This window comes from Paraburkholderia xenovorans LB400, assembly GCF_000013645.1.
GTDB classification, from domain to species: domain Bacteria; phylum Pseudomonadota; class Gammaproteobacteria; order Burkholderiales; family Burkholderiaceae; genus Paraburkholderia; species Paraburkholderia xenovorans.
On the sequence record NC_007951.1, the window covers coordinates 3,241,844 to 3,264,599 of the forward strand.

The 22,756-nt window shown below is 65.1% G+C and carries 17 protein-coding genes; 6 read left to right on the forward strand and 11 right to left on the reverse strand.

What is annotated here, in order from left to right:
• Window positions 1-155: 155 nt before the first annotated feature.
• Window positions 156-2,588, forward strand: coding sequence for a YadA family autotransporter adhesin (locus BXE_RS14410; protein ID WP_011489014.1), 2,433 nt, complete (start codon window positions 156-158; stop codon window positions 2,586-2,588).
• 232 nt (window positions 2,589-2,820) lie between these two features.
• Here the strand turns inward: BXE_RS14410 and hrpA are convergent, their stop codons facing one another.
• Entirely contained in the window at window positions 2,821-7,107 is a 4,287-nt protein-coding gene (gene hrpA, locus BXE_RS14415; protein WP_011489015.1) for an ATP-dependent RNA helicase HrpA, read from the reverse strand.
• A gap of 23 nt (window positions 7,108-7,130) precedes the next feature.
• On the opposite strand from hrpA, the gene argA reads away from it, so the two are divergent.
• From argA to proP, 3 genes are all read left to right on the forward strand, one after another.
• Entirely contained in the window at window positions 7,131-8,519 is a 1,389-nt protein-coding gene (gene argA / locus BXE_RS14420; RefSeq protein ID WP_011489016.1) for an amino-acid N-acetyltransferase, read from the forward strand.
• Between the two features lie 110 nt (window positions 8,520-8,629).
• Window positions 8,630-8,902 carry an oxidative damage protection protein gene (locus BXE_RS14425; protein WP_007181244.1) on the forward strand — a complete coding sequence of 91 codons (273 nt, stop codon included), beginning with the start codon at window positions 8,630-8,632 and terminating at the stop codon, window positions 8,900-8,902.
• A gap of 719 nt (window positions 8,903-9,621) precedes the next feature.
• Window positions 9,622-11,124 carry a glycine betaine/L-proline transporter ProP gene (proP, locus tag BXE_RS14430; protein ID WP_233518858.1) on the forward strand — a complete coding sequence of 501 codons (1,503 nt, stop codon included), beginning with the start codon at window positions 9,622-9,624 and terminating at the stop codon, window positions 11,122-11,124.
• A 79-nt stretch (window positions 11,125-11,203) separates the two neighbouring features.
• Here the strand turns inward: proP and BXE_RS14435 are convergent, their stop codons facing one another.
• Genes BXE_RS14435 through BXE_RS14445 form a run of 3 tightly spaced genes read right to left on the reverse strand, consistent with a single transcriptional unit; the run spans window position 11,204 to window position 12,681 of the window.
• Complete coding sequence (locus tag BXE_RS14435) at window positions 11,204-11,692, reverse strand: metallophosphoesterase family protein (RefSeq protein WP_011489019.1); 489 nt, start codon at window positions 11,690-11,692, stop codon at window positions 11,204-11,206.
• 27 nt (window positions 11,693-11,719) lie between these two features.
• Window positions 11,720-12,136, reverse strand: coding sequence for a VOC family protein (locus tag BXE_RS14440; protein WP_011489020.1), 417 nt, complete (start codon window positions 12,134-12,136; stop codon window positions 11,720-11,722).
• Window positions 12,133-12,681 (reverse strand): helix-turn-helix domain-containing protein, encoded by a 549-nt coding sequence (locus BXE_RS14445; RefSeq protein ID WP_011489021.1) that lies wholly within the window; start codon window positions 12,679-12,681, stop codon window positions 12,133-12,135. The genes BXE_RS14440 and BXE_RS14445 overlap by 4 nt, the downstream gene beginning before the upstream one ends.
• Window positions 12,682-12,981: 300 nt before the next feature.
• Here BXE_RS14445 and BXE_RS14450 point away from each other — a divergent pair, with 300 nt between their 5' ends.
• Window positions 12,982-15,411 carry a glucose/quinate/shikimate family membrane-bound PQQ-dependent dehydrogenase gene (locus BXE_RS14450; RefSeq protein WP_011489022.1) on the forward strand — a complete coding sequence of 810 codons (2,430 nt, stop codon included), beginning with the start codon at window positions 12,982-12,984 and terminating at the stop codon, window positions 15,409-15,411.
• A 240-nt stretch (window positions 15,412-15,651) separates the two neighbouring features.
• Here BXE_RS14450 and BXE_RS14455 read toward each other — a convergent pair whose 3' ends face one another.
• The 4 genes from BXE_RS14455 to BXE_RS14470 are packed head-to-tail and all read right to left on the reverse strand — an operon-like array spanning window position 15,652 to window position 19,145.
• Window positions 15,652-16,944 (reverse strand): NAD(P)/FAD-dependent oxidoreductase, encoded by a 1,293-nt coding sequence (locus BXE_RS14455; RefSeq protein WP_011489024.1) that lies wholly within the window; start codon window positions 16,942-16,944, stop codon window positions 15,652-15,654.
• A 7-nt stretch (window positions 16,945-16,951) separates the two neighbouring features.
• A complete protein-coding gene (locus BXE_RS14460; RefSeq protein ID WP_011489025.1) occupies window positions 16,952-17,698 on the reverse strand; it encodes an amino acid ABC transporter ATP-binding protein in 747 nt (248 codons plus the stop codon).
• On the reverse strand, window positions 17,695-18,351 hold the full coding sequence (locus BXE_RS14465; RefSeq protein WP_011489026.1) for an amino acid ABC transporter permease: 657 nt from the start codon (window positions 18,349-18,351) through the stop codon (window positions 17,695-17,697). Before BXE_RS14465 ends, BXE_RS14460 begins: the two co-directional genes overlap by 4 nt.
• Window positions 18,352-18,380: 29 nt before the next feature.
• The gene (locus BXE_RS14470) at window positions 18,381-19,145 is read right to left on the reverse strand and encodes a substrate-binding periplasmic protein (protein ID WP_038458688.1); all 765 of its coding nucleotides are present in this window, start codon (window positions 19,143-19,145) and stop codon (window positions 18,381-18,383) included.
• A gap of 153 nt (window positions 19,146-19,298) precedes the next feature.
• Here BXE_RS14470 and BXE_RS14475 point away from each other — a divergent pair, with 153 nt between their 5' ends.
• A complete protein-coding gene (locus BXE_RS14475; RefSeq protein ID WP_011489028.1) occupies window positions 19,299-20,123 on the forward strand; it encodes an IclR family transcriptional regulator in 825 nt (274 codons plus the stop codon).
• A gap of 48 nt (window positions 20,124-20,171) precedes the next feature.
• On the opposite strand, the gene BXE_RS14480 is transcribed toward BXE_RS14475, so the two are convergent.
• The 3 genes from BXE_RS14480 to BXE_RS14490 all read right to left on the reverse strand — a co-directional run bounded on the left by BXE_RS14480 (window position 20,172) and on the right by BXE_RS14490 (window position 22,660).
• Window positions 20,172-20,747, reverse strand: coding sequence for a TMEM175 family protein (locus BXE_RS14480; RefSeq protein ID WP_011489029.1), 576 nt, complete (start codon window positions 20,745-20,747; stop codon window positions 20,172-20,174).
• 134 nt (window positions 20,748-20,881) lie between these two features.
• Window positions 20,882-21,232: a cupin domain-containing protein gene (locus BXE_RS14485; protein WP_011489030.1), complete on the reverse strand. Its 351-nt coding sequence runs from the start codon at window positions 21,230-21,232 to the stop codon at window positions 20,882-20,884.
• Between the two features lie 27 nt (window positions 21,233-21,259).
• A complete protein-coding gene (locus BXE_RS14490) occupies window positions 21,260-22,660 on the reverse strand; it encodes an FAD-containing oxidoreductase (protein WP_011489031.1) in 1,401 nt (466 codons plus the stop codon).
• Window positions 22,661-22,756: the final 96 nt, after the last annotated feature.

Genomic DNA, 22,756 nt, shown 5'->3' on the forward strand with positions numbered 1-22,756 from the left:
CGATTCATGCGCGCAAAAAATACCAGGGCGCCAGCAGGAAAACCGAATCCCGCGGGCGTCTTATTTTTGCGCAATTTATCAGGGCGATGAATTCTTATTAGCTCCCCGCATTGATGCGCCGTCCATTCACGCAATACCGCGGAGTTTCTAAAACAATGTATTTCAATCACCCATTGGTCTGGTGTAAAGCGACGGAAACGTGGCTGGCGGAAGCGGCGCCGGCAGAATTGAAAACAAGGCGAACGGCGGGTCGCAGGAAAGCCATCGCGCGGGCGGTGCTGACGCTGGCGGTGTTGGCGGCGGCCGCACCCGCGGCCCATGCCACCATCTATTTCGCCGCGGCTCCGTTCAATCCTGCTACGGACGCGAATGCCACGGCTACAGGCCGCGGCTCGATTGCAGAGGGTATCGGCGCACAGGCGGCGGGCGATTATTCCATTGCGCACGGCATGCAGGCGCTCGCCTCAGGCGTCCATGCGATAGCACTCGGCATGAACGCGCAAGCGCTGAGCGAAAGCTCGATTGCAACGGGTTTTCAGGCCACGGCGGCAGGCACCTTCTCGATTGCGACGGGCGTGCAGTCGAACGCGCAGGCCTTCGGCTCGATTGCGACAGGCGTGCAGGCGACCGCGCTGGGCGACAGAGCGACCGCGACAGGCCTTCAGTCCGACGCCGAAGGCGACAATGCGGTCGCGACCGGCGCGCAGGCAAGGGCGATCGGCACGAGTTCGGTCGCGATCGGCTACCTGTCGAGCGCGCTCGGCACCGGCGCCTTCGCGGGCGGCAATCTGGCCCTTGCGGCGGCCGACTACAGCACCGCGATCGGCAATCGGGCCTTCGCGAACGGCGTGGGAGCAATGGCATTGGGGGCATTCGCACAGGCCACCCTCGACAACGGCACGGCTCTCGGTGCCAATTCCGCGGCCACGGGAACCGACGCCACCGCGCTCGGCGCGTATGCATCCGCAGCGTCGGCGGGCAGCATCGCTGTCGGTTACGCCGCCGTCGCCAACAACGCCGACTCGCTTGCGATCGGCCGTGACGCCAACGCATCCGCTGACGGTTCGGTTGCCTTGGGCCAGGGTTCGGTGGCTGACCGCGCCAATACCGTCTCTGTCGGCTCCGCGGGCCACGAGCGTCAGGTCACGAACGTCGCAGCCGGCACTGAGGCGACCGACGCCGTCAACCTGAGCCAGTTGCAGGCTGTTAGCACAAACGCTTCGCGCTATGTCAAGGCGAACGGCCTGAACGACGGAACCGACGACGCATCGGCCACCGGCGCCAACGCGGTCGCCATCGGCAGCTCGGGGCTCGCTGCGGGACAAGCGAGCGTTGCCGTCGGCACGGGTTCGCAGGCGAACGGCAACTTCAGTACGGCGGTTGGCGGCTTCGCGATCGCTCAGGCGGACGGTTCCACCGCCGTTGGCTATCAGGCGGGCGCAATCGCCGCCAACTCCACCGCGCTCGGTTATCAGGCCGGCGCCGGTGCTGCGAATTCCACCGCGCTCGGCAGTCAGGCGAACGCGGTGGCCGCCAACTCAGTCGCACTCGGCCAGGGCTCGGTGGCCAACCGCGCGAACACCGTCTCCGTGGGCTCCGCCGGCAAAGAACGCGCGATTACGAACGTCGCGGCCGGTGCCGCCGATACCGACGCCGTCAACGTCGCGCAGTTGAAAGCCGTGAGCGCCCAAGGCGCGGCGACCGCCGCGAAACTCGACGGCGCGGTCATGTACGACCGGAACGCCGACGGCAGCGTGAACCGCAACAGCGTCACGCTTGGCGGCGACAACACGGGCGGCGGCACCGTCATCCCCAGCTTCGCCGCCGGTCTGAACGCGGCGAGCGGCGGCACCATGATTCACAACCTCGCAGCCGGCGTCGCCGGAACCGATGCGGTCAACGTGGATCAGTTGAACGAGGCCATCGCCGGCGCCGTCAACAACGCTGCGGTCGATGCGGCCGATCCGTTCTTCAGCGCACAAGGCAATCGCGATACCGAAGCCGCCGTGTCATCCGGCACGCACGCCGTCGCGATGGGCGCCAGCGCGCAGGCCACCGGCGTCAACGCCATCGCCATCGGCGCGGGTTCGCTTGCCGGCGGCAACAACGCCACCGCGCTCGGCGCGGCGGCGAATGCCGGCGCCGACAACTCGGTCGCGTTGGGCCAGGGCTCGATCGCGGATCGGGCGAACACGGTATCGGTCGGCGCGGCGGGTCAGGAACGCCAGATCACCAATGTGGCAGCCGGCGTGCAAGGCACCGACGCCGTCAACGTCAACCAGTTGCAGCAAAGCGTCAGCGGTGCGCTCAGCCAGGCGAACAGCTATACCGACGACCAGATCCGCTCCGCCCGCCGCGACTCATATGGCGGCACGGCATCCGCAATGGCGATGGCCGGTTTGCCGCAGGCGGTCCTGCCGGGTCACGGCATGGTCGCGATGGCCGGCGGCACGTATGCCGGCCAGTCGGCATTCGCCATCGGCGTGTCGCAGCTATCGGAAACGGGCAAGTGGGTCTACAAGCTGCAAGGCACCACGGATTCGCGCGGCCAGTTCGGCGCGTCGATCGGTGCCGGCATGCACTGGTAAGCCGAACCAGGCCGAACTGACACGACGAGCCCGGGCCAAAGCCGCCCCTGCCGTGGCCCGGGTATCGGTGAAGCGAGTGTCCCGGGCGCGGGTCCGAAAAAGGCCCACGTCTTTCGCGCGCGGCGTCATTCTCACGAGGCATGGCGTCGCGCGCTTTTTTTATCCGCGCGGGTGAGAGAGCGTGTTTGCGCGCCGCGCGAGCCAATCCGCTCGCCACGGCGATCAGCGGCGATCAGCGCTGCATCGACTCCCACACCTTGTAGAGGCGCTTCACCGAAACCGGCATCGGCGTGCGCAATTCCTGCGCGAACAGCGAGATCCGCAGTTCCTCCAGCAGCCAGCGGAATTCCGACAGGCGCGGATCCAGCACGCCGCCGCGCTGCGCCACCGCGCGCTGATAGTTCTGGAGCAGCGGCTGGAACTCGGCGAATTGCCGGGCGTCGCGTGCAGGGTCGGCCTTCAGCTTGTCGATGCGCAGCGCGATCCCTTTCAGATAGCGCGGGAAATGCGCCAGTTGCGGGTACGGCGTGTCGACCACGAAGCGCTTGCCGATCAGCCCGTCGAGCTGATTCTGCAGGTCCGCATGCGCCGCCGTGAACGACTTCGCCTGCACCAGCTTTTTCGTCACGCTCGCGTATTCGCCGAGAATCTGCCCGACCAGCCGGGCGATTTCCTGGGCCAGCAACGTCAGGCGGCTGCGGCCCTCGTCGCGGCGCGTGTGGAAACCGGCGTCGTCGTCGGGTAGCGGGTCTTGCAGACAGGCGCGGTCGAGCGCGGTATCGATCAGTTGATCGCGCAACTCTTCCTGGGTGCCGCGCGGCATGAACTGCATTGCCATTTCGCGCAAGCCCGGCAGATTCTTTTCCAGATACTTGATCGGCTCCTTCAACTGCAACGCGAACAGCCGGCGCAATCCCGCGCGATGAATCCGCGCGGCTTCGTCGGGCGAATCGAACACCTCCACGTCGCAATGCGTGCCGCGATCCACGAGCGCCGGATAACCGAACAGCGTCTGGCCGCCACGACGGATTTCAAGCAGCTCGGGGAGCTTGCCGAAGTTCCACGTCGTCAGCTTTTCATACAATGCGGTGCCCTGCGCGCCGGCTTGCGGCGCGCTCTGCGGACCCGGCAGCGCAGCACCGCCCTTGCCTCGCTGCGCCGCTGCGCCTGCCTGGCCGGACGCCTGCGACGGCGTTGCGACACCACCGCCGCCCGCGTCCGCCAACGCCGCGCCCGCCGCGCTCGACGCGATCTTCTGAAAATGCTGCTGCGCCTGGCCGCCGAGTTCGGCGCGCAGTTGTGAGAGATTGCGGCCCATCGCGAGCTGACGCCCATGCTCGTCGACGATCTTGAAGTTCATGAACAGATGCGGCGGCAGCGTTTCGAGCTTGAAGTCCGACTGCTTCATCGCGACCTGGGTCTGCTCGCGAATATCGGCGATCAGCGACTCGAGCAAACCGCCCGCGCCGAAGCGCGCACCGCCATGCCGGTCGACGAAACCCGCCGCATACTCCGGCACCGGCACGCAGTGACGGCGCAGCTTTTGCGGCAAGGACTTCAGCAGCAGTTGCGTCTTCTCCTTCAGCATGCCGGGCACGAGCCATTCGCAGCGCCGCGCGTCGACCTGATTCAGCGCATACAGCGGCACGCCGAGCGTCACGCCGTCGCGCGGCGAGCCCGGCTCGAAGTGATACGTGAGCGCCATGTCGACGCCCGCCATCGTCATGCGTTTCGGGAACAGGTCGGTCGTCACGCCGGCGGCTTCGTGCCGCATCAGATCGTCGCGCGACAGATACAGCAGGCGCAGCCTGTCTTCCGGCTGGCCGCTCTTTTTCACCTCGTCGCGATACCAGCGCTCGAACGACGCGCCGGTATAAATGCCCTTCGGCAGCGCCTGATCGTAGTACGCAAAAATCAGCTCGTCGTCGACTAGCACGTCCTGGCGGCGCGACTTGTGTTCGAGTTGTTCGATATCGGCAAGCAGCTTGCGGTTGTGCGCGAAGAACGCGAGCTTGGTATCGAACTCGCCTTCCACCAGCGCACCGCGAATGAACAGCTCGCGGGCGCGCGCCGGATCCTGCTTGCCGAAGCTCACGCGCCGCCGGTGATAGATCGGCAGACCGTACAGCACCGCGCGCTCGAATGCCGACACCTGCGCCGCGCGCTTCTCCCAATGCGGCTCGGAAAGCGACTTCTTCAACAGATGCGGGCCGATCTTCTCGATCCATTCCGGCTCGATCTTCGCGATGCAGCGCGCGTACAGCCGGCTCGTCTCGACCAGTTCGGCGGCCATCACCCACTTGCCGGCTTTCTTCACCAGCGCCGAGCCCGGCCACAGATAAAATTTGATGCCGCGCGCGCCGAGGTAATACGGTTCGTCGTCGGCCTTCAGGCCGATATTGCCGAGCAAACCCGTCAGCAGCGCGAGATGGATCTGCTCGAAAGTCGCTTCCGCTTCGTTCAAACGCCAGCCATGTTCACGCACCACCGTCAGCAGTTGCGAATGCACATCGCGCCATTCGCGCAGACGCAGTTGCGACAGGAAGTTCTTGCGGCATTCCTCGTGCAACTGCCTGTTCGATTTCTTGTGCGTGATCGCTTCTTCGAACCAGTTCCAGATTTTCAGCCATTGCAGGAATTCCGAGCGCTCGTCGGCGAACCGGCGATGCGCCTGATCGGCCTGCTCCTGCGCCTCGATCGGCCGGTCGCGCGGATCCTGCACGGACAACGCGCTCGCGATGATCAACACTTCCTTCAGCGCCTGCTGGTCGCGCGCGGCCAGAATCATCCGGCCGACGCGCGGATCGAGCGGCAGGCGCGCGAGTTCGCGGCCGAGCGGCGTGAGCTGGTTGTCGTCGTCGACGGCGCCGAGTTCGTTGAGCAACTGATAGCCGTCGGCGATCGCGCGGCCCGGCGGCGGCTCGATGAACGGGAACGTTTCGATCGCCGTCAGATGCAGCGACTTCATGCGCAGAATCACCGAGGCCAGCGACGAACGCAGAATCTCCGGATCGGTAAAACGCACGCGGCCCTGGTAATCGCTCTCCTCGTAGAGGCGAATGCAGATGCCGTCGGCGACCCGGCCGCAACGGCCGGCCCGCTGGTTGGCTGCGGCCTGCGAAATCGACTCGACCTGCAACTGCTCGACCTTGTTGCGATACGAGTAGCGCTTCACGCGCGCAAGTCCGGTATCGACCACGTAGCGAATGCCCGGCACCGTCAGCGAGGTTTCGGCGACGTTAGTCGCGAGCACGATGCGCCGCGCGTTCGAGGTGCGGAACACGCGCTCCTGTTCGGCCGCGGAAAGACGGGCGAACAGCGGCAGAATTTCCGTGTGCGGCGGATGGTGCTTGCGCAGCGCCTCGGCGGCGTCGCGGATTTCGCGCTCGCCGGGCAGGAACACGAGCACGTCGCCCGGACCTTCACGGCACAGTTCGTCGACGGCGTCGACGATGGCTTCCATCAGATCGCGATCGGTTTCGCGCTGGGTTTTCGGCCGGTCGCCGCCGCGTTGCGCAGCAGGCCCATCACCTTGCGCCGCTTTCACGGCGGGGCTGTCTTCCGCGACGGGCCGGTAGCGCACCTCGACCGGATAAAGCCGGCCGCTCACCTCGATCACCGGCGCGGGCTTGTCTTCGCTGCCGAAGTGACGCGCGAAACGGTCCGCGTCGATTGTCGCGGAGGTCACGATCAACTTCAGATCGGGACGCTTGACGAGAATTTCCTTCAGATAGCCGAGCAGAAAGTCGATGTTCAGACTGCGCTCGTGCGCCTCGTCGATGATCAGCGTGTCATACGCTTTCAGCAGCGGATCGGTTTGCGTTTCGGCGAGCAGGATACCGTCGGTCATCAGCTTGACCGATGCACCCGGCGACAGATTGTCGGTAAAGCGCACCTTGTAGCCGACCACTTCGCCAAACGGCGTGCCGAGCTCTTCGGCAATGCGGCGGCCCGTCGCCGACGCGGCGATCCGGCGCGGCTGCGTGTGGCCGATCAGACCGGAGCCGCCCGCGCCGAGCCCGCGGCCCAGTTCGAGGCAGATTTTCGGCAACTGGGTGGTTTTACCGGAGCCGGTCTCGCCGCAGACGATCACCACCTGATTCTGTACGATGGCTCTCGCGATTTCCTCGCGGCGGCCCGAAACGGGCAACGCTTCCGGATAGGTAATCGGCGGAATCGGATTGGGCTCGACGAGACGCGGGGCGCGCGGCGCGCGTGGCGGACGCGGCGACTGCGGCGACTGCGGCGGCTGCGGTTCGCGGCGGTTCGCGCCGCGCTCGGCGTCGCCTGCTCCCGGCGATTTTTTCGCCGGCGCGCCGCCGGACTCGCGGCGCGGATTATTTCTCTGCGCCGAGGCCGGCGCATTTTCCGCGGCGCGCCGCGGCTCGCGCGCCGTTTGCGGCGCGTTGCGTTCGGCGTCCTGCGCATTGCGGCGCTTCGCTTCGCCGGCCTTTGCCTGATCGGCGGCCGGCGCCGGATTCTCGTTCGCCGCAGCGGGACTTTTGGGTACATTCGACATGGGGGCGCATTATAATCCCCGGCATGAATTCCCAAACCGACCTCGTCCCCGCGCCCGCGAGCGCTCCGGCCCCCGCCGCAGCAACGGAAAACCTCGCACAGCACGCGCAATTCGTCGACTGGATGCGCTCAGTCGCCCCTTACATCCATGCGTTCCGTAACAAGACGTTCGTCGTCGGTTTCGGCGGCGAGGTGGTGCATCAGGGGCTCCTGAATGCGCTCGTGTCCGATATCGCGCTGTTGCAGGCAATGGGCATCCAGATCGTGCTGGTGCACGGCTCGCGGCCGCAGGTCGAAGAGCAGATGAGCCTGCACGGCGTGGAATCCGAGTTTTCGCACGGCATGCGCATTACCGACGCGCGCGCTTTGGAGTCCGCGAAAGAAGCGGCCGGCGAAGTACGTCTGGATATCGAGGCCGCGATCAGCCAGGGGTTGCCGAACACGCCAATGGCGCACGCGCACATCAGCGTGGTGTCGGGCAACTTCGTGACGGCGCGGCCGGTCGGCATTCTCGACGGGGTCGATTTCGCCCACACCGGCGTGGTGCGCAAGATCGACGCCGATTCGATCCGCCATTCGCTGGCAAGCCGCAAGCTGGTGCTGCTCTCGCCGCTCGGCTTCTCGCCCACCGGCGAGGCCTTCAATCTGGCTATGGAAGACGTGGCGTCCGCCGCGGCAATCGCGCTGCGCGCCGACAAGATCGTGTTCCTGACCGAAACGCCGGGCCTGATGCAAGCCGGCGAAGACGGTCCCGAACTGGTGCGCGAACTGTCGCTCGACGACGCCTACAAGCTGCATGAAAGCGGCGAAGTCACCGGCGACGCCGGCTTCTACCTGAAACACTCGATCCGCGCCTGCCGCGGCGGCGTCGCGCGGGCGCACATCATCCCTTACGCGCTCGACGGCAGCCTGCTGCTCGAGCTGTTCCTGCACGACGGCGTGGGCACGATGATCTCGTACGAGAATCTCGAAAGCCTGCGCGAAGCCACGCCGGACGACGTCGGCGGCATTCTGGCGCTGATCGAGCCGCTCGAATCGGACGGCACGCTGGTGCGGCGCGGGCGTCACCAGATCGAACGCGACATCGACCATTTCTCGGTGATCGAGCACGATGGCGTGCTGTTCGGCTGCGCGGCGCTGTATCCGTACACGCAGGAGCGCATCGGCGAAATGGCGTGCCTGACGGTCGCCCCCGAAGCGCAAGGCACCGGCGACGGCGAGCGGCTGTTGAAGCGCATCGAGCAGCGCGCGCGGGCGCGCGGCCTGACGCGCATTTTCGTGCTCACCACGCGTACCGAACACTGGTTTCTCAAACGCGGCTTCGTCAAGGTCACGGTCGACGACCTGCCCGAAGACCGCCGCAGACTCTATAACTGGCAGCGCAAGTCGCTCGTGCTGATGAAACAGCTCTGAGCGGCCCTATATAGCGGCTGCCCGTCACGGCATCGACACAACAACCCTTTTTTACGGGACCGGAGGAAGTGCTGAAGCACTCACTCCGCTCGACACAGGAGAAGCACAGCATGACTCGTATGGTTCAATGCGCGAAGCTCGGCAAGGAAGCCGAAGGCCTCGATTTCCCGCCGCTGCCGGGCGAACTCGGCAAGCGGATCTACGAAAGCATTTCCAAGGAAGCCTGGCAGGCCTGGTTGAAGCAGCAAACCATGCTGATCAACGAAAACCGCCTGAACATGGCTGATCCGCGCGCCCGTCAATATCTGATGAAGCAGACCGAAAAGTTCTTCTTCGGCGAAGGCGCGGACACGGCGCAGGGGTACGTGCCGCCGTCGGCGTGATTGGACGCCTTCGCGTTTCAGGCTGCATCACCGGAATCCGCGCCATGTGCGCGGATTTTTTTCGCCCCGCGCTGCTGGAAGGTCAACCCGTAAAAAGGCGGCGTTCGGCTCGCCACTCGGTCGCTGCGGGAAAATTCTCCGAACGGTACATTTCGGGCCTTTTCAAGCCACTTCTTCAGACCGCGAGGATCGCCTCGATCCTACGCCCCGTAAGGGATTGAATGCCCTTGCCAAGGCCTCCGCCCGGCGCCGGGTTTGCACGATCCTCCGTCATCGTGCTATCATGTGCACCGTTCCAACAGCATTTCACCTTCATTCACGTTCGCTTCAATCTGGCGCGCAGTGCGTATCGCAATGTGTTGCCAAGCCGAATCGAACAGTTTTTATACAAGAAGGCTTGTCGGTCGTTTCCCGTTTCATGTCACCACATGAACGGCGAATACAGCACCGGCCTTTTTCGTTTCAAGCCTTCCAGCGGCGCGCGGGCCAGCTTTCAGCCACCCGGTGTCCTCATGCATCTGCCCCCCTTCCACGGCCACGCAGGTGCAACAGTCAGCACAATCTAGACGAGTGTTTTTTCGCGAGCTGTCTCGCGAGGCACGGGCGTTCTGTTTTCCATCGCGCCCAACTCTGTCGCCTTTGAATGGCGAGGGAGACGCTTTCGCCCCGCTCGCGACACGGCACTTCCCAGCAACCGTGGCGGAACGTTCATGCGCATCATGAGTTTCGTCGCAGTCATTGGAGTTTTCACCTTGACCGCTTCCAGCAACGGCTTCTGGCGACACCACAAAGAAGAACAACGCCTCTCTCTGGACGACATCACCGTCGTCGACAAATCTCTCCTCAAGCGGGCCGTCGGCGCGATGGCGCTCGGCAACGCAATGGAATGGTTCGATTTCGGCGTGTACAGCTATATCGCCGTCACGCTCGGCAAAGTGTTCTTCCCGTCGTCGAGTCCGTCGGCCCAGTTGCTCGCCACCTTCGGCACGTTCGCCGCGGCGTTTCTCGTGCGGCCGGTCGGCGGCATGGTGTTCGGGCCGCTCGGCGATCGCATCGGCCGTCAGCGCGTGCTGGCCATGACCATGATCATGATGGCGCTCGGCACCTTCGCGATCGGCCTGATTCCGGGCTACGCGACCATTGGCATTTTCGCGCCGGTGCTGCTGCTAGTTGCGCGTCTCGTGCAAGGCTTCTCCACCGGCGGCGAGTATGGCGGCGCGGCGACCTTCATCGCCGAATTCTCGACCGACAAGCGCCGCGGTTTCATGGGCAGCTTTCTCGAATTCGGCACGCTGATCGGCTACGTGCTCGGCGCGGGCACGGTCGCCGTGCTGACCGCGGCGCTGCCGAACGACGCGCTGCTGTCGTGGGGCTGGCGCGTGCCGTTCCTGATCGCGGGTCCGCTGGGCCTGGTGGGTTTGTATATCCGGATGAAGCTCGAAGAAACGCCCGCGTTCAGGAAGCAGGCCGAGCAACGCGAAGCGGAAGACAAGGCGTTGCCGAAGCAATCGTTCGGTCAATTGCTGGCGCAGCAATGGAAGCCGCTGCTGCTGTGCGTCGGCCTCGTGCTGATCTTCAACGTCACCGATTACATGGCGCTTTCGTATCTGCCGAGCTATCTGTCGGCCACGCTGCACTTCAACGAAACGCACGGCCTGTTCCTCGTGCTGCTCGTGATGGCGCTGATGATGCCGATGACGCTCGCCGCCGGCCGCCTGTCCGATACGATCGGCCGCAAGCCGGTGATGCTGTTCGGTTGCGTGGGTCTGTTCGCGCTGTCGATTCCCGCCCTGCTGCTGATCCGCATGGGCACGGTGCTGCCGGTGTTCGGCGGCCTGATGATTCTCGGCGTGCTGCTGTCGTGCTTTACCGGCGTGATGCCGTCGGCGTTGCCGGCGCTGTTCCCGACCAGAATCCGTTACGGCGCGCTCGCCATCGGCTTCAATATTTCGGTGTCGCTGTTCGGCGGGACGACGCCGCTCGTCACGGCGTGGCTCGTCGAGCGCACCGGCAATCTGATGATGCCCGCGTACTATCTGATGGGCGCGTCGCTGATCGGTGTCGTCTCGGTGATGGCGCTGCGCGAAACCGCCCGCAAGCCGCTGCCCGGCTCGGGCCCGAGCGTGGCGACGCGTGCGGAAGCGCATGCCGTGCTGCGCGGCGAGCGTGAAGCCGAGGAGATGGACGAAGGTTATGCGGCAACGGCCACGGCGCGTGCCTGAGCATGGGTTGAATCACGGTTGGCGCACGAGTTGTCCGTGATTGCGTGAGAGCGGGCCGGCAAATCTGTCGGCCCGTTTTTTATGGCATCAGCGAATCGAAGCCTGCGGTGGCGCTCGCCCCTTCCACGATCAGGATTCCAGCCGAAACCGGCAGTTTGAAGCGCCGCGGCCCGGCGCTGCCGGGATTGACGAACAGCACGTTGTCGCGCTCGCTGATCGACGGCTTGTGCGAGTGGCCGGTCACCACCACGCCGATACCCTCGCTGCGCGGATCGGCGCCCACTTCGGCGATGTCGTGCACGACGAGAATCGTCACCTGCTGCACCGTCAGCGTGACGCGGGTCGGCAGCGATGCGGCCCAGTCGCCGGTGTCGTTGTTGCCGCGCACGGCCGTGACCGGCGCAATCCGCCCGAGCGCTTCGAGCACGGCTTCGTTGCAGATATCGCCTGCGTGGATGATCGCGTCGCAACCCGCCAGATATTGCAATGCCTCAGGGCGTACGAGGTTGTGCGTGTCGGAGATCAGGCCGACTCTCGTGCGTGGGGATGGTCGATTGCGCGAAGTCATGTTGGGAGTATCGGGCAAACGCCCGCATTACGTCGCGCTTCCCGCAGCCTGGATCATCTTCCAGCCGTTGCCGGCGGGGTCGCGGAAACCGGCATCGACGCTGCCGAAGCGTTCCACCGGCTCCTGGGTAAATTCCACACCGCTGGCTTTCATCCGCGCATAGCTGGCGCGACAGTCCTCCACCGCGAGGACCAGCGGCGGCATGGCCCCCTTGGCGACCATCGCGCGCAAGGTTTGCGCGGTGGCCTCGTCGTGGATCGGCGGCCCGGGTGTGAACAGGCCGAGCTGAAACGACGGCTGTCCGGGATGCTGGACCGTGAGCCAGCGATAAGCGCCGTTGCGCACGTCCGTATGCACGCGGAATCCGAGCTTGTCGACATAGAACGCCAGCGCTTCGTCCTGGTTATCGACATACAGGCCCACCACATTGATACCCTCGTTCATGACACCTCCCTGGTTGATGGCAGGACTGTATCTTCGACCGTGCGGCGACGCTTCTCCAAAACTGCGATGGTGAGATCCGGGCGCTGCGCGGCCTTCAGCACACAGGCGGGCACGCGGTCGAGTTGCGCGGTGCTGGCCTGGGCTCGGGCCTGGACGCGCATGGCGCCGGGGCTCTGGCCGGTGATGTCGCGAAAGATGCGGCCGAAGCTCCCCAGGCTCTCCCAGCCCGTGGCAAAAGCAATTTCCGTGATGCTGAGCCCGGTGTCGCGCAACAGGGTGACGGCCTGCTCGATGCGGCGTGTCAGCAGGTAGCGGTGCGGCGGCACGCCGAAGGCGCACTTGAAGGAGCGCGCGAAATGCGCTTCGGTCACGCCGCTGACGCCAGCGAGGCGCTTGACGGGCCAGGCCTCGTGGGAGGCGGCGTCCATGCGGTCTTTGGCGCGTAACAGCCGGCGCAGCAGGACCGGATCTTGCAACGCCGGAGCGTCGACCTGTGCAGAGGCCGGGACAAGCGGCTGGTCGTGATGGTCTTTGCGAGGAGGCATGAGTCCGGGGGCGCTGGGGGAATGCGTAGTTTAGGCTCGCGCGAGTGCTTCGTGGGCCATACCGCGCGTGCCCATCAAGCCGCGCGCTTTGAGTTCGCCGATGAAACCCGCCCACGGCGAATCGCAAACCGCCGCAAACATCTGGATAATGCACCAGGTCACCTCACGGTTTTACCGGCCTGACGAGCCCAGCGAACCGGCCGGATGCCGCGCTGGCCGTCACGCCGGCGTACGAGCGCCGCGGGCACCGCGTGACAGGCGGCGCGAGCGGCACCCTTAAGAAAAAAGGATGAGGTCATCATGTCCAGACAATCGGCATCGCCGGGTTTCATCGCCGTCATCACACTCCTGTTTACTGCGCTAACCGCCCTCTATCTGCTGATAGGCGGTGCATGGCTGCTCTCGCTCGGCGGGTCCGCGTATTACGTCGTGGTCGGGTTCGTGCTGCTCGGCGTGACCTGGCTGCTGTACCGCCGCAGTCCGGCGGCGCTCACACTCTACGCACTCGTGCTGGTCGGCACGGCGGTCTGGGCGCTGTGGGAGTCGGGTCCCGACTTCTGGGCGCTTGCGCCGCGCTCCGGCGTGCTCGTCGTGTTCGGCGTGTGGCTGCTGCTGCTCGTGAGCTGGCGCCTCGATGCGCCGCGCAAGCTCGGCGTAACGTCGCTAGTCGGCGCGCTCGTGATCTGGGCCGGCGTGCTGGTCTACGCGAGCTTCAATGATCCGCAGACGATCAACGGCACGCTGAGCTCAGTGGCCGCCACGCCCGCCGCCAATCCCAACGGCATCGATCCGTCCGACTGGCCCGCCTATGGCCGAACCCAGGAAGGCACGCGCTACGCGCCGCTGCAGCAGATCACGCCCGAAAACGTCAAGAACCTGCAGGTGGCCTGGACCTTCCGCACAGGCGATATGAAAGGTCCAAACGATCCGGTCGAGATCACCAATGAAGTCACGCCGATCAAGATCGGCAATCTGCTCTATCTGTGCTCGCCCCACCAGATCCTGTTCGCGCTCGATGCGAAGACCGGCGAACAGAAATGGAAGTTCGACCCGAAACTGCGGCCCGATCCGTCGTTCCAGCACGTGACCTGCCGCGGCGTGTCGTATGTCGATCTCTCGGCAAGCGCTGCGACCGCGCAACCCAACGCGCCCGCCGCACCCGCGAGCGACACCGCGCCGGCGGCATCGGCCGCATCGGCGGCCAGCGGCGCCTGCCTGCGCCGCATCTATCTGCCCGTCAACGACGGCCACCTCTACGCGCTCGACGCGCAGACAGGCGAGCGCTGCGCGGGCTTCGGCAACAACGGCGATCTCGACCTTCAGCACGCGCAGCCGGTCACGACGCCGGGCATGTACGAGCCGACTTCGCCGCCGATCGTCACGAACACGACGATCATCGTGGCGGGCGCGGTGGAAGACAACTTCTCGACGCGCGAGCCCTCGGGCGTGATCCGCGGCTTCGACGTGCGCACCGGCCAGCTGCAGTGGGCGTTCGATCCCGGCGCGCAAGACCCGAACAGGATTCCGGGCGCGGGCGAGCACTACACCATCGGTTCGCCGAACTCGTGGGCGCCCTCCGCCTACGACGCGAAGCTCGACATCATCTATCTGCCGATGGGCGTGACCACGCCCGACATCTGGGGCGGCAACCGCACACCCGAGCAGGAGCGCTATGCGAGCGGCCTGCTGGCGCTGCATGCGTCGACGGGCAAGCTGGCCTGGTTCTACCAGACCGCGCACCATGACCTGTGGGACATGGACCAGCCGTCGCAGCCCACACTGGCGGACATCACCGGCAAGGACGGCAAGACCGTGCCGGTCGTGTATGCGCCCGCCAAGACCGGCAACCTGTTCGTGCTCGATCGCCGCACCGGCACCCCGGTCGTACCCGCGCCCGAAATGCCGGTGCCGCAAGGCGCCGCGCCCGGCGATCACGTTTCGCCCACGCAACCGTTCTCCGATCTCACATTCCGCCCGAAGAACCTGCTCACCGACGCCGACATGTGGGGCGCGACGATGTACGACCAGCTCGTATGCCGCGTCATGTTTCACAAGCTGCGGTATGAAGGCACGTTCACGCCGCCGTCGCTGCAGGGCACGCTGGTGTTTCCGGGCAACCTCGGCATGTTCGAGTGGGGCGGCATTGCCGTCGACACCGACCGGCAGATCGCCATTGCCAATCCGATTGCACTGCCGTTCGTCTCGCGCCTGATCCCACGCGGCCCAGGCAACCCGATGCAACCCGAGCCGGGCGCAAAAGGCAGCGGCACCGAAGCGGGCATCCAGCCGCAATACGGCGTGCCGTACGGCGTGACGCTGAACGCGTTCCTCTCGCCGTTGGGCTTGCCGTGCAAACAGCCGGCCTGGGGCTACATCTCGGCGGTCGATCTGAAGACCAACGAGATCGTGTGGAAGAAGCGCATCGGCACGGTGCGCGACAGTTCGCCGATTCCGCTGCCGTTCAGAATGGGCATGCCGATGCTCGGCGGTCCGATCGTGACGGCGGGCGGCGTCGTGTTCATCGGTGCGACGGCGGACAACTACATCCGCGCGTTCGACGTGAACAACGGCAAGGAACTGTGGCGCGCGCGTCTGCCGGCGGGCGGCCAGGCCACGCCGATGAGCTATTCCATCGACGGCCGCCAGTACATCGTGATCGCCGCGGGCGGGCACGGTTCGTTCGGCACCAAACTCGGCGATTACGTGATGGCTTACGCGTTGCCGCAGTAACGGCTCGATCGGGCGCGGCGTTGCGCGCCGCGCCCGATGGAAGCCCATCGGCGTTTTGTTCGGCCCCGGCTCACGCCGTCGAGCACACTGCGTGGCGGCAACCCGCTCCGCTGGCTGGGGTGAATGTGCTGAACATCGACGCGCTGATACGCACGAGCGCTTGTGGGCTTCGTCGCGGGCTTCGTTGCCGGCTTTGTTTTTGCCGGCTTCGCTTGCCCGCGAGTGCGATCCTCAACGCTGTCACGACAGCGCATCGAGCAGCCCATACCACGCCACGCCGGCACTGATATAGAACCGCTGCAACGCGTGAAACGGAATCGGCTCGATCGAGGTCGGCGGCAGCGGCAAGCCGCGTGTCGTCCCGCCGATCAACGCGGCCAGATGCCTTCCCAACGTCGTCGCCATTGCAATGCCGCGTCCGTTGTAGCCAAGCGCGATGGTCATGCCTTCAGCCGGCACGTGCACGTGCGGCAAGAAATTGCGTGTGATGGCGATGCGGCCGGCCCACCGGTATTCGTATCCGATGTTCTCCAGCTGTGGAAACATCAACCGGGCGGCACGCTCGAGATGCATCCAGTCCGCGGCGCCGCGAGGCTCGCGAAAAGGACCGCGCCCGCCCATCAGCAGACGCCCATGCACGTCCTTGCGGAAATAGAGCAGCAGCCGCCGTGAATCGGAAGCCACTTCGCCGCCGGGCAGAATCGTTGCGCCAACGTCGTCGGGCAGCGGCTTCGTTGCGACGATAAAGCTGTTCGCGGCGATCACTGATTGCGCGAGGCGCGGCCAAAGGCCATCGGTATAACCGTTGGTTGCCAGCAGGATCTGTTTCGAATCGATGAGCGGACCCTGCGCCGTGCGAATGCGCCACCCTTGCGGGCCGCGCTCCACGCTCGCGGCGCGGGTTCCGCCGTGGATCGCCGCGCCGGCCGTCTGCGCGGCGCGCGCGAGGCCGCGTGCGTAGCTCAACGGATGCACGCTGCCCGCGCGCAGATCGACCCAACCGCCCACGAACGCGTCCGTGCCAAGCCGCCTCGATATCTGCGCACGGTCGAGCAGTTCGACCGGCGCGCCGCGCGCCGCCCACTGCTGCGCCCGGCTGTGAAGCGTGCCGAGCAGTTTGGCCGAATGGGTCGGCTGGATCCAGCCGGCGCGCGTGGCGTTGCACTGAATATCGTGACGCCGGATCAGATCGAAAACCGAATCCGCGGCGCCGCCGGCCATCTGCACGAGCGCATCGCCATCGCGTGCGCCGAAGCGCCGGATGAGTTCGTCGGGATCGTATTTCAGGCCGGGAATCACCTGGCCGCCGTTACGGCCGGACGCTCCCCAGCCGGGCTCGTTGGCGTCGATCACACAGACCCGCAGGCCTTGTTCCGCCAGATGCAAGGCCGTCGACAAACCCGTGTAACCGGCGCCGACGATCGCCACGTCCGCCGTGACCGGGCCATCGAGCGGCGGCGTATCGACAGCGGGTTCCGCCGTTGCCGCCCACAGAGAGGGAGGCAGCGGTTCTGCAACTTCAACCAGGCTCATGGTGTATTCAAATCCGGGGGGCTTCGGTAAGCGCGGGCATCCTGCCGAGAAATTCGCGTGTGCGAGGATTGCGCGGACGTTCGAACAGATCGGCGGCGGACCCTTCCTCATGGATCGTGCCGTCATGAAGAAAACACACACGATCGGCCACTTCACGCGCAAAGCCCATTTCATGCGTGACGACGATCATGGTCATGCCGTCGTCGGCAAGCCGGCGCATGACCCCGAGCACTTCGCCGACCAGTTCCGGGTCGAGCGCCGAGGTGGGCTCGTCGAAGAGAATCGCCTTCGGCTGCATGGCCAGTGCGCGCGCAATCGCCACGCGCTGCTGCTGTCCGCCCGACATTTCGGCCGGGTAGGCGTTCATGCGGTGCGCGAGGCCGACCTTGTCGAGCAGATGGCGAGCCCGCTCGCGGGCTTGTGTCCGCGCTTCCTTCCTGACGAACACGGGACCCTCGAAGACGTTTTCCAGCGCGGTTCGATGCGGAAACAGATTGAAACGCTGGAACACCATGCCGACCTGCGCGCGCAGATCGTGGATCTGCTTCGACTTCGCGTCGACGGCATGGCCTTCGACCGTGATCGTGCCGGCGTCATGCTGCTCCAGTCCGTTGATGCAACGAAGCAGCGTCGACTTGCCCGATCCGGACGGACCGATCAGACACACGACCTGGCCGCGTTCGACATTCAGACTGACGCCTTTCAGCACGTGCTGATCGTGAAAGCGCTTGTGAATCGCGTCGACCTTGATCATCGTTTTCCCTTCAATCCGAGGCGGCGTTCGATCCGCCGCAATCCATAGACGAGCGGCAGGCTGAGCCCGAGGTAAAGCAGCGCGACCAGCGTGAAGACCGTCATGTTCTGGAACGTGGACGACGCGATGAGCTGTCCGGCGCGCGTCATCTCGGCGACGGTGATGGTCGATGCGAGCGACGAGTCCTTGAGCATCATCACGAGCGTATTGCCGTACGCCGGCAGTGAGATCCGGAACGCCTGCGGCAACACCACGCGGCGCATGATCATCGCGCCGCGCATGCCGATGGACTGCGCCGCTTCGATCTGCCCGTGATCGATCGCCTGGATGCCCGCGCGAAAGTTTTCCGCCTGATACACCGAGTACGCGACGCCGAGACCAATGGAACCGGCCTGGAACGCCGACAACTGCACGCCGAGATCCGGCAGCACGAAGTAGATGTAGAAGAGCTGAACGATGATGGGCAGCCCGCGGATCACGTTGATGAAAGTCGCGGCAGCGTTCGATACGACGCGGTTGCCGGACACGCGCATCAACGCGAGCACGAGGCCGAGCGCCGTGCTCAGAACGAACGAGCAGAAGGTGATCTCGATCGTGACAACCGCGCCTTTGAGCAGGATCGGCAGAAACTCGATGGCGTTCTGGAAGAACATGGCGGAGCGTCCTTATTCGGAAAACAACGTCATTCCACCTGCCACTTCTTGATGATCTGCGTGAGCGTACCGTCGGCCTTGATCTTTCTGATGCCGGCGTTCAGCTGCTCCAGCGTGGCCGTGTCGCCCTTGCGCACGACGAAACACACCTGCCCTTTCACCGACGGTTGATATCCGCTGACAAGCCGCAATTGCGGATTCGGATTGTGCTGAAGCTGATACGCCAGAATCGGATGGTCGCCGAAGCCCGCCTTGATGCGGCCGAGCGCGACGTCGCGCATGATGTCGGCGACCGAGTCGTAGGTGCGCACTTCCTTGAAGATGCCCTTCCTGTTCAACGCGTCGACGAACGCGGTGCCGACCTGCGCGCCGACCACCTCGCCCTTGAGGTCGTCCATCGAGGTGTACTGGCCTTTGTCGTCGGCGCGCACGATCAGGCCTTCGCCGTACGAGTACACGGTGTCGGAGAAATCGACGATCTGCTCGCGCGCCGGCGTTTTCAGCATGGCTGCCGAGATGATGTCGATCTTCTTCGTGGTCAGCGAAGGAATCAGCGCGGAGAACGTGGTCTGCTCGATCCTGACGTCGAAGCCCGCCGCCTTGCCCGTCGCGGTAATCGCATCGACCAGAAGGCCCTGAATCGAATTGGTCTTCACATCCAGAAACGTGAACGGCACGCCGGTGGCCGTTGCTCCAATTTCGTACGTGGTGGCGGCCACCGACAAGGCCGGCGCACCGGCGAGCAGCAATCCTGTTGCAAAGACACTGGCAAAGCGTTTGGCGAACTGGAACATGAGTCTCTCCACGAGTTGAAGACGGCCGATCGGAATATCGGTACCCATCATTTGAATCATGATATTCGAATCAAAAATATCGACAAACGAAATTTGCATATCGATATTCGATATGTTAGAGTCGACAGCAGGCGAAAACAATTGGGTGATTCCATGACACGCAAGCAGCTCAGCCCGCAGACGGAAGCGCCCCAGGAGCCGGAAGAAACGCCGGACGCACTGTTCAATCAGTCGCTGGAAAAGGGAATCGCGGTGCTGCGCGCGTTCAGCGCCCAGCGCAGGTCGATGACACTGCCGGAAGTCGCGGAGGCAACGGCGATCACCAAAAGCTCCGCGCAGCGCATGATCTACACGCTGGAAAAGCTCGGCTACGTGAGAAAGCATCCGCGTACGAGGCGCTATCAACTGGCGCCGCGCGTGATGCAGATCGGCTTCAACTACCTTGCCGCGGACACGCTGATCGACGTCGCCAATCCGTTCCTGTCCGAACTCACCAATGTCACCGGCGAGACGACCAATCTGACCGAGCCGGATGGCGTCGACATGGTCTACGTGGCGCGGTTCGTGTGCATGAAGTTCGTGCCGATCCACATGCCGATCGGCAGCCGCATTCCGATGTACTGCACGGCGTCGGGACGGGCGTATCTCGCGGCGCTCCCGGACAGCGAGTCACGCACGCTGCTGCTGGCGAGCGAGCGCGTCGCGCATACGCAATACACCGTGACGGATCTCGACGAGATCGAGACGCGGCTCGCGCTCGGACGGCTCAACGGCTATGCGTCGAACCGCGAGGAACTGTTCATCGGCGATATGACGATCGCGGCGGCCGTGCTCGACGGCGAGCGCCGGCCGGTCGGCGCGGTTCACGTCGTCGCGCCGACAAGCCGCTGGACGCCGGCGGAAGCGGAGGCACGGCTCGCGCCCGCGGTGATCGATTGCGCACGCGGCATCAGCAATTCGATCAGGACGCTTGCCTGAGGGCGCGCGCCCCCGTTCTGCAGCCAGGCGGCAGCGCGGGCACCGCGCTCAGGCTTCCAGCACGTGTTCGATGCGCCGGTCCGGCACCAGCCACCAGGCGGCGGCAAGCGTATAGAGCGCGGCCGAGGCCCACGGCACGACAAAAGCCAGCGCAATGCCCGCCAGATAGATCACCACCGAGACCTTGCCCTTGAAGTCGTTGCCGACCGCTTTGGCGATGGTCGAGTCCTTGCCGTGCTCGCGAATCAGCACGCTCGTCAGGATGAAATACGCAATCGCCGACATGAACAGCACCACGCCGTACAGGGCGGTCGGCCAGGAGGCCAGATGGTTTTCGCCGACCCAATGCGTGACGGCCGGCAACAGCGACAGCCAGAAGAGCAGATGGAGGTTGGCCCACAACACGGCGCCGTTGACCTTCTGCACCGCATGGAACATGTGATGATGATTGTTCCAGTAGATGCCGACGTAGATAAAGCTCAGCACGTACGCGCAGAACACGGGAAGCAGCGGACGCAGCGCCGCGAGATCGAAGCCCTCGGGCACCTTCAACTCGAGCACCATGATCGTGATGATGATGGCGATCACGCCATCGCTGAAGGCTTCGACACGTCCTTTGCCCATCGGCTGGATTCCTGATGATGAATGCGGTTGAGCGCACCATTCGCCCGCGCCCCGCGGACGATCGCGCCGCTGCCGATTATCCGCGATGCCGCGCCGCTTTGTCGATGCGCCCGGGATCGGCCGGTGTGCCGCGTTCAACCCGGAGCGTCGTCCGGGTAGTAGACGGCGAGCCACACGCTCGGCTCCCGGTCGCTCGTCCATGCCACCCGGTGGCGACAATGCGCTTCGATCAGCACGTGATCGCCGGGCTTCATCGGATGCGGCTCAGCCTCGCCTTCGAATTCGAGCGCGGCCGCGCCGCTCAGCAACGCGACCCACTCGGCGCGAGGACTGTCGTACCAGAAACGCGGCGGGCTGGCGTGCCCCATCGAGACGATCCGCTCGATGCTCACGCCGCCCTGCTCCACCAATGTGTCGATCTGCTCGTCCACGCCCGCCGGCGCGCCGGGGTCGAACAGATTGCCGCTTCTGATTGCGCGCTTCATCGCAGGTGCTCCGCTCGTGCGCGCCGCTCACTGCATGGGTTTGAGCCCGTCGAGCAGGGTCGGCACCAGTTCACTGATGGTGGGATGAATATGCATGGCGTACTGCAAGGTCGGATACGGCGCGCCCGCCGCCATGATGTCGATGAAGGTATGAATCGCCTCGTCGCCTTCGATGCCGTGAATGGCCGCGCCGAGAATCTGCCTGCTCTCGCGGTCGACCATCACCTTCATGAAGCCGTCGGTCTCGCCGCGTTCGCGGGCGCGGCCCACCCGCGACATCGGCATGGTGGCGATCAGCGCGGGGCGCCCCGCTTTGCGCACCTCGGCCTCCGAAGCCCCCACGCGTGCCAGCGGCGGATCGACGAACACCGCATACGCCATGATCCGCGTATCGACACTGCGCGCGCCGCCGTCGAGCAGGTTGGCCGCGACGATCTGAAAGTCGTCGTAGGACGTGTGAGTGAAAGCGCCACGCCCGTTCACGTCGCCGATGGCCCACACGCCTGGCACGTTGGTACGCAACTGGCCGTCGACCGGAATCGTGCCGTGCCGGTCCGTCGTGATGCCGGCGGCCGCGAGGCCGAGGTCGTCGGTATTCGGCTCGCGGCCGGTGGCGAACAGCAGGTGCGACGCTTCGAGCGCGGGAATGTTCTGCTCGAAGCCGATGCACACTTCGTCCGGATGATGCGGATGCGGCTCGACCCGCGAAGGCTGCACGCCGAAGCGGAACTCCACACCCTCGCGGGCGAGCACCTTCCGCACGGATTCGGCAAAATCGGCGTCCTCGCGAGTGAGCACGCGTTCGCCGCGCACCAGCACGGTCACACGGCTGCCGAAGCGGCGAAAGATCTGCGCGAATTCGAGTGCGATATAGCTGCCGCCGACAATCACCAGATGATCCGGCAATTCCGTCAGTTCAAGCAGGTTGGAGTTGGTGTAGTAGCGAATCCGCCCGATGCCTTCGAGCGGCGGCACGACGGCGCGCGTGCCGGTGTTGATGAAGATTTCGTCGGCGCTGATCTCTTCGAGCACCGTGCCGTCCGGCCCGCTGATGGCGAGCGTATGCGCGCCGGTGAAGCGCGCGTGGCCGTTGAACACGCTCACGTTCTGCGCGCCGCGCAGCCATTTCTCGACGCCGTCGCGCGACTGCCCGATGATCCTGTCCTTGCGCGCCTTGACCGCGGCCAGATCGACGCTGATCGCTCCGCTCACCTGCACGCCGAGTTCCGCGCAATGGCGCGCGACATGCGCTGCGCGAGCGCTGGCAACATAGGATTTGGTGGGCGTGCAGCCCACGTTCACGCACGTGCCGCCGAAGGCCGCGCGTTCAATGACCGCGGTTTTACGGCCGCTTTGACCGAGACGCACCGCCAGCGGCGAGCCGCCTTGTCCTGTACCGATTACGACTGCATTGAAGTGCTGTGGCATGGCAACGCTCCCGAGGCTGGAGTGCAGGTCGTAGCATCTTACCCTCCACGCCTCGAATCACCATGCCGGGTTGTCGATTGCCTCAGTTGGTTGCCG

Excerpts from the sequence above, each read along its gene's own strand:
- BXE_RS14485 (WP_011489030.1), bottom strand. The coding sequence starts at position 21,232 with ATGAAGCGCGCAATCAGAAGCGGCAATCTGTTCGACCCCGGCGCGCCG.
- hrpA (WP_011489015.1), bottom strand. The coding sequence starts at position 7,107 with ATGTCGAATGTACCCAAAAGTCCCGCTGCGGCGAACGAGAATCCGGCG.
- BXE_RS14490 (WP_011489031.1), bottom strand. The coding sequence starts at position 22,660 with ATGCCACAGCACTTCAATGCAGTCGTAATCGGTACAGGACAAGGCGGC.
- BXE_RS14440 (WP_011489020.1), bottom strand. The coding sequence starts at position 12,136 with ATGAACGAGGGTATCAATGTGGTGGGCCTGTATGTCGATAACCAGGAC.
- proP (WP_233518858.1), top strand. The coding sequence starts at position 9,622 with ATGAGTTTCGTCGCAGTCATTGGAGTTTTCACCTTGACCGCTTCCAGC.
- BXE_RS14455 (WP_011489024.1), bottom strand. The coding sequence starts at position 16,944 with ATGAGCCTGGTTGAAGTTGCAGAACCGCTGCCTCCCTCTCTGTGGGCG.
- BXE_RS14480 (WP_011489029.1), bottom strand. The coding sequence starts at position 20,747 with ATGGGCAAAGGACGTGTCGAAGCCTTCAGCGATGGCGTGATCGCCATC.
- BXE_RS14470 (WP_038458688.1), bottom strand. The coding sequence starts at position 19,145 with ATGTTCCAGTTCGCCAAACGCTTTGCCAGTGTCTTTGCAACAGGATTG.
- BXE_RS14425 (WP_007181244.1), top strand. The coding sequence starts at position 8,630 with ATGACTCGTATGGTTCAATGCGCGAAGCTCGGCAAGGAAGCCGAAGGC.
- BXE_RS14445 (WP_011489021.1), bottom strand. The coding sequence starts at position 12,681 with ATGCCTCCTCGCAAAGACCATCACGACCAGCCGCTTGTCCCGGCCTCT.
- BXE_RS14450 (WP_011489022.1), top strand. The coding sequence starts at position 12,982 with ATGTCCAGACAATCGGCATCGCCGGGTTTCATCGCCGTCATCACACTC.
- argA (WP_011489016.1), top strand. The coding sequence starts at position 7,131 with ATGAATTCCCAAACCGACCTCGTCCCCGCGCCCGCGAGCGCTCCGGCC.
- BXE_RS14435 (WP_011489019.1), bottom strand. The coding sequence starts at position 11,692 with ATGACTTCGCGCAATCGACCATCCCCACGCACGAGAGTCGGCCTGATC.
- BXE_RS14460 (WP_011489025.1), bottom strand. The coding sequence starts at position 17,698 with ATGATCAAGGTCGACGCGATTCACAAGCGCTTTCACGATCAGCACGTG.
- BXE_RS14410 (WP_011489014.1), top strand. The coding sequence starts at position 156 with ATGTATTTCAATCACCCATTGGTCTGGTGTAAAGCGACGGAAACGTGG.
- BXE_RS14465 (WP_011489026.1), bottom strand. The coding sequence starts at position 18,351 with ATGTTCTTCCAGAACGCCATCGAGTTTCTGCCGATCCTGCTCAAAGGC.
- BXE_RS14475 (WP_011489028.1), top strand. The coding sequence starts at position 19,299 with ATGACACGCAAGCAGCTCAGCCCGCAGACGGAAGCGCCCCAGGAGCCG.